Below are 6,105 nucleotides of genomic sequence, written 5' to 3' on the forward strand. Positions count from 1 at the left end.
ACGTCCTCAAGGGTTTTCGTTAGGGGTCAGCGCCCCATCTTTGAATGCGGGGCGGAGTTTAGTGCCGCGCCGCAGCGAGTGCAACGCAACAGCACTGTTTTAACCATGGTTTTTGACATCTTCTAAACGCGACAAACTCTCATCCCGTCCGAGAATTTCCGCGACCTCGAAAATCGGCGGGGAAACCGTGGTTCCGGTCAGGGCGGCGCGCAGCGGCTGGGCCACCTTGCCCAGCTTCAGGCCGTTGGCTTCGGCGAAGTCGCGCACGATGCCTTCCAGCATGCCGGCGGTCCATTCCGCCGCACCGGCGAACCGCCCGGCCAGGGCCGCGACCTGCCCGCGCACGTCCGGGGTCAGCAAGGCGGCAGCCTTCTCGTCCAGGGCCAGTGGGCGGCTGGCAAACAGGTAGAGCGCACCGTCAGCCAGTTCCAGCAGCGTCTTCACCCGCGGCTTGAAGCCGGGAATGGAGCGCTGGAACCGGTCCTTCTCCACATCACTCAACGCACGGCCGATCTTGGCCTCGATGAAGGGGGCGGTCAGCGCCACCAGCCGCGCATCATCGGCCTCGCGGATATAATGTGCGTTCAGGTTCTCCATCTTGGCGAAGTCCAGGCGCGAGGGCGAGCGGCCGATGCCCTCCAGCGTGAACCAGTCGATGGCCTGGTCGGTGGAGATGATCTCGGCATCGCCATGGCCCCAGCCCAGGCGGAGCAGGTAGTTGCGCATGGTCTCCGGCAGGAAGCCCATGTCGCGATAGGCCTCAATGCCGAGCGCGCCATGGCGCTTGGACAGCTTGGCCCCGTCCGGCCCGTGGATCAACGGAATATGCGCGAATTCCGGCGCCGTCCAGCCCATGGCGTTATAGATCTGCAGCTGACGGAACGTGTTGGTCAGATGGTCGTCGCCGCGCACGACATGGGTGACCGCCATGTCGTGGTCATCCACCACCACGGCCAGCAGATAGGTGGGCGTGCCGTCGGAACGCAGCAGGATCAGGTCATCCAGCTGGCTGTTCTGCACCCGCACTTCACCCTGCACATGATCCTTGACCAGGGTCTCGCCCTCGCGGGGGGCCTTCAGGCGGATGGCGGGGGCTACACCGGCGGGCGCCTCGGACGGATCGCGGTCGCGCCAGCGGCCATCATAGCGCGGCTGCTGGCCGGCGGCCTTCTGCGCCTCGCGCATCGCGTCCAGCTCTTCCGGCGTGCAATAGCAGCGATAGGCCGTGCCGTTGGCCAGCATCTCGTCCACCACCGCGGCATGGCGATCCTTGCGGGCGAACTGGCTCACCGCCTCGCCGTCCCATTCCAGGCCCAGCCATTTCAGCCCTTCCAGGATGGCGTCCACGGCGGCATCGGTAGACCGCGCGCGGTCCGTATCCTCGATCCGCAGCAGGAACTTGCCCTGGTGGTGCTTGGCAAACAGCCAATTGAACAGGGCCGTGCGACCGCCGCCGATATGCAGGTAACCGGTGGGCGAAGGGGCGAAACGGGTGACGATCATCGCGAAACTCTTATGGTCCCATACGGGAGAATGATTGTTTGCAGGCTGATGTAGCACAGCGCCGCCGGCCCTGAACAGCGCCGGGCCGGGGTGGCTCCCCCCGCGAAAAGTCGTGGGTGAGGAGGGGGTGTCGGCCCGACAGAAACAAATGCGTGAAACCATTCTGGTTTTCATCTACTTGTAGGTGATCATCACGAGGGATGGCGGCTTGGATGAGGGCGGGGCTGGCGCGTTGGACGGGGCTGTCCTGGCTGGCCGCGGGCCTGCTGGCAGAAAGCGGCCGCTGGGTGCTGTGGTTTCCCGTGCTGACCGGGGTCGGCATCGGCCTCTATTTCGCCCTGGACCGGGAACCGGCCGCCTGGGTCGGGCCGGTGGCACTGGTCCTGGCGCTGCTGGCATCCATCCTGGTCCAGGTGCGGCATCCGCAATGGGGGCTGGTCGCCTGGATATTATTGCTGGCCCTGCCGCTGGGCTTCGCCGCCGCGCAGGCCCGCACAGCCCTGGTGGCGACCCCGCTGATGCGGACGGAGATGGGGCCGACGGGCGTGACGGGCCGGGTGGAACGGATCGACCGGCTGGAAAGCGGCCAGCGTCTGGTCCTGGTCGATCTCTCCATCCGTGGCCTGCCCCCCGCCGACACGCCGGGCCGGGTGCGGATTTCGCTGCGTAACAGGCAGGTGCTGCCCGCCATCGGCGAGCGCGTGCGTGTCTTCGCCCAGGTCGGGCCGGCGGGCGATCCGGCCGAACCGGGCGCCTTCGACCTGCGCCGCCATCTCTATTTCCAGGGTATCGGTGGCACCGGCTTCGCCCTGGGCGCGGCCAAGCGGCTGTCGCTGGCGCCAGCGGATGACTTTTCCCTGGAACATTGGCGGCAGGTGATTGCCGACCGGGCGGCGGCGCGGCTGCCCGATCCGGCTGTGGCCGGAATGGTCGCGGCCCTGCTGAACGGCCAGCCCGGCGCCATTCCGGAGGAGGATATGGTGGCCATGCGGCAATCGGGGCTGCAGCACCTGCTCTCCATCTCCGGCCTGCATATCGCCATGGTGGCGGGGCTGGTGTTCTTCCTGTTGCGCGGGTGCATGGCGCTGTGGCCGGCCTTCGCGCTGCGCCACCCGATCAAGAAATATGCGGCGGTGGCGGCGCTGGGGGCCTCCTTCTTTTACATGCTGATGGTGGGGGCGCCCGTGCCGACGCAGCGGTCGGTGCTGATGACCGGCGTGATGCTGCTGGCGGTGCTGGTGGACCGCAACCCGTTTTCCATGCGCGTGGTGGCGCTGGCGGCGCTGGTGGTGATCCTGGTACAGCCCGAAAGCATGGTGGGGCCCAGCTTCCAGATGTCGTTCGCTGCCGTCATCGCCCTGATCGCCGCGTTCGAGGCGGTGACGCCCTGGATGGCGGCGCGGCGGCGGGAAGGGGGGCAGGGGCTTCTCGGTCGCGGTCTGACCTATGTCGGCAGCCTGTCCCTGACCTCCCTGGTGGCGGGCCTGGCCACCATTCCCTTCGGCCTGCACCATTTCCAGCAGATGTCGAATTACGGCCTGCTGGCCAACATGATCGCCGTGCCGGTCACCAGCTTCTGGGTGATGCCCTGGGGTCTGGCCGCCTATCTGCTGATGCCGTTGGGCTGGGAGGGCTGGGCGCTGACAGCCATGGGCTGGGGGGCAGAAGCGATCCTGTGGACGGCGCATTGGGTGGCGGACATGCCGGGGGCCGCCATCACCCTGCCGCTGCTGCCGGCCGCCGGTCTGGTGGTCTTCACCCTGTCCGGCCTGTGGCTCTGTCTATGGCAGGGGCGGGTGCGGCTGCTGGGGGTGGCGGGGGTGATCGTGGGGCTGATGTTCCTGCCGCTGACGCCCCGGCCGGACCTGCGCATCAATGCGACGGGCAAGGTCGTGGGCGTGCGCATGGCCGATGGCTTGCTTGCTGTCTCCACCCGTATAGCCGGCCGCTTCGACAGTGACGAATGGGCCCAGCGCGATGGCCTGCCGGACCCGCCGGTCCGCTGGCCCAAGGCGGGGACCAAGGATGGTCGTGTGGCCTGCACCGGCGCGGATGTCTGCATCTACAGCCTGAACGGCCGCCGCGTTGCCATCGCTCTGATCGAGGCGGCCCTGCCAGGTGCCTGTGCCTCGGGCGCCGACGCGTTGGTTGCCCGCTGGCCCGTGGCGGGTTGTGCCGTGCCGCTGGTTATCGGTGCTGGACAATTGGCGGATAGGGGTGCGCATGCGCTTTACCTGCGCACGGATGGGATCGGCGTGGAAACGGTGCGGGTGGCGGCCGGCGCCCGGCCCTGGGAATAGGCTCAGTCCGTCAGCCGTTCAGTGCCTGCCTCCATGTCCGCTGCCAAACCCGCCAGCTCCGGCGGCAACTCCCCCTGCGCCCGCCGCCAAAGCGGGATCGCAGCCGCCAGCACCCGCGCCCCCGTTTCCGTCAGCCAGGCGGCGCGGCGGCGTCGGTCCTGTCCCTGGCTGGTTACCTCCACCCAGCCCTGGCGCGCCAGCCCCTCCAGGTTGCGGGTCAGGGTGGACGGGTCCAGTCCCGCCCGCAGGGCCAGGGCCGACAGATGATCGTCATCGGCCGACGCCACCAGGCACAGCAACCCGAACTGTGCCGCACCCATGTTCAGCGGCTCCAGCGCCTGGTCCAGATGGCGGGTCAGCCGGCGCGCCGTCAGGCGGGCCTGGGCGGCGATGTCGGTGGTGAAGGCTTCCGCCGCGTCGGTGCGCAATGTGAAGCGGTTGGTCTTGTCAGGTCGGTTCATTTCTTGTATATACAATAATTGTAGATACAATGAAAGGCATAACCATGGGCATGCTGGATGATTGGCACTATGGGCTGGCCACGCCGGAACAGGTTGCGGGCTTGACGGGTCGGGAGGTGCTGGAACGCATCATCGATGGTCGCCTGCCACAACCGCCCATCGCCCGCACCATGCATTTCTGGCTGGCGGAGGTGGGGGAGGGACGGGCCGCGTTCATTGGCGAACCGGGAATGCATATGGCCAACCCGATGGGCATGGTGCATGGCGGCTGGGCCCTGACCCTGATCGACAGTGCCGCCGGCTGTGCGGCGCAAAGCGTCCTGCCGGCCGGTCTGGGCTATACGACGGTGGAGACCAAGGGCAATTTCACCCGCCCCATACCGATGATGGCGGGGCCGGTGCGGGCGGAGGCCTGGGTGGTGTCGCAGGGCCGGCAGATCATCACCACGGAGGCGCGGGTCCTGTCGGCCGATGGCAAGGTGCTGGCCCACGGTACGTCCACCCTCATCGTGCTGGGCCCGAAATGACCGGGCTCATCAGGGTTAAGCGGGTCTATGCCGCACCCGCCGATGAGGATGGGTTGCGCGTGTTGGTCGATGCGCTGTGGCCGCGCGGCATCGCGCGGGAAAAGGCCGGGATCGACCTGTGGCTGAAGGAGGTGGCGCCCAGCCATGCCCTGCGCAAGCGCACGCATGGCGACCCGGCCAACTGGCACCTGTTCCCGCCAGCTTACGCGGCCGAACTGGCGGACGGTGCGGGGCGCGACGCGCTGGAGCGGTTGCGTGACCTGGCGCTGAAGGGGCCGGTCACCCTGCTCCATGCTGCCAAGGACGAGGTGCATAACAACGCAACCGCCCTGGCCGACATTCTGCGGGCGGGCGATGCAGCCATAACCGCATCGCCCTGAAACCACTTACTTCTTGCCGTACAGGTTCTCGCGTTCCTTGTCGGTCAGCGGGGTGCCGGCGGGCTTCACCTTGTCGGCCAGCAGGGCCAGGCCGCGCTGCACCGCAGGGCGGGCGGCGATGGCGTTGAACCAGCGCTGGACGTGGGGATAGTCGTTCAGATCGATATCGTACTTGGGCGCATTGCGGACCCAGGGGAACGTCGCCATGTCGGCGATGCCGTAATCATCACCGCCCAGATAGGCGGCCTCGCCCAGGCGGGTATTGGCCACCTTCAGCAGGCGCTTGGACTCATTGCGATATCGCTCGATCCCATAGGGCACCTTTTCGGGAGCATAGAGGATGAAATGCCCGGCCTGCCCGAACATCGGGCCCACACCGCCCATCTGCCACATCAGCCATTGGATATGGGTGTACCAGATGGCGGGGTCCTTGGGCCGGAACTGGCCGGTCTTTTCGGCGAGATAGATCAGGATCGCACCGCTTTCGAACAGGCTCAGCGGCTTGCCCTCCGGTCCGTCGGGATCGACGATGGCGGGCATGCGGTTGTTGGGGGCGATTTTCAGGAAATCGGGCTGGAACTGGTCGCCGGCCCCGATATTCACGGCATGCACATCATAGGGAAGGCCCATCTCCTCAAGGGCGATGGAGACCTTGAAGCCATTGGGCGTGGGCCAGGCGTGGAGCTGGATGGTCATCGTCGGTGATCCTTGCAACGATGGGTTGGCGAAGATGTGGCAACCCTATCGGCAAAGAAGCGGCGGGGAAAGTGAGGCTGCTCACAGGTGCCCGGGTGATCTCCCCAGGATCTGTGGATAAGCTTGTGGCCAACACGCGCGCAAACGGCTGCGACCCTTGCCCAGACACGACCGCGGGGGGGGGGGGGGGGGGGGGGGGGGGGGGGGGGGGGGGGGGGGGGGGGGGGGGGGGGGAGGG

At 67.3% G+C, this 6,105-nt stretch carries 6 protein-coding genes; 3 read left to right on the top strand and 3 right to left on the bottom strand.

What is annotated here, in order from left to right; all coding sequences use genetic code 11:
* Positions 1–99 precede the first annotated feature (99 nt).
* Complete coding sequence (gene gltX / locus AC1Q7F_RS26030; RefSeq protein WP_492511468.1) at positions 100–1,503, bottom strand: glutamate--tRNA ligase; 1,404 nt, start codon at positions 1,501–1,503, stop codon at positions 100–102.
* A gap of 212 nt (positions 1,504–1,715) precedes the next feature.
* On the opposite strand from gltX, the gene AC1Q7F_RS26035 reads away from it, so the two are divergent.
* Positions 1,716–3,803: a ComEC/Rec2 family competence protein gene (locus tag AC1Q7F_RS26035; protein ID WP_492511469.1), complete on the top strand. Its 2,088-nt coding sequence runs from the start codon at positions 1,716–1,718 to the stop codon at positions 3,801–3,803.
* A 2-nt stretch (positions 3,804–3,805) separates the two neighbouring features.
* Here AC1Q7F_RS26035 and AC1Q7F_RS26040 read toward each other — a convergent pair whose 3' ends face one another.
* A complete protein-coding gene (locus tag AC1Q7F_RS26040; protein WP_492511470.1) occupies positions 3,806–4,264 on the bottom strand; it encodes a MarR family winged helix-turn-helix transcriptional regulator in 459 nt (152 codons plus the stop codon).
* A gap of 44 nt (positions 4,265–4,308) precedes the next feature.
* On the opposite strand from AC1Q7F_RS26040, the gene AC1Q7F_RS26045 reads away from it, so the two are divergent.
* Positions 4,309–4,791 carry a PaaI family thioesterase gene (locus AC1Q7F_RS26045; protein ID WP_492511471.1) on the top strand — a complete coding sequence of 161 codons (483 nt, stop codon included), beginning with the start codon at positions 4,309–4,311 and terminating at the stop codon, positions 4,789–4,791.
* Positions 4,788–5,171 carry a DUF488 domain-containing protein gene (locus AC1Q7F_RS26050; protein WP_492511472.1) on the top strand — a complete coding sequence of 128 codons (384 nt, stop codon included), beginning with the start codon at positions 4,788–4,790 and terminating at the stop codon, positions 5,169–5,171. The genes AC1Q7F_RS26045 and AC1Q7F_RS26050 overlap by 4 nt, the downstream gene beginning before the upstream one ends.
* Before the next feature lie 6 nt (positions 5,172–5,177).
* Here AC1Q7F_RS26050 and AC1Q7F_RS26055 read toward each other — a convergent pair whose 3' ends face one another.
* The gene (locus tag AC1Q7F_RS26055; RefSeq protein WP_492511473.1) at positions 5,178–5,867 is read right to left on the bottom strand and encodes a glutathione binding-like protein; all 690 of its coding nucleotides are present in this window, start codon (positions 5,865–5,867) and stop codon (positions 5,178–5,180) included.
* Positions 5,868–6,105 lie beyond the last annotated feature (238 nt).

This window comes from Niveispirillum sp. GW835-FHT14G11 (assembly GCF_058793615.1).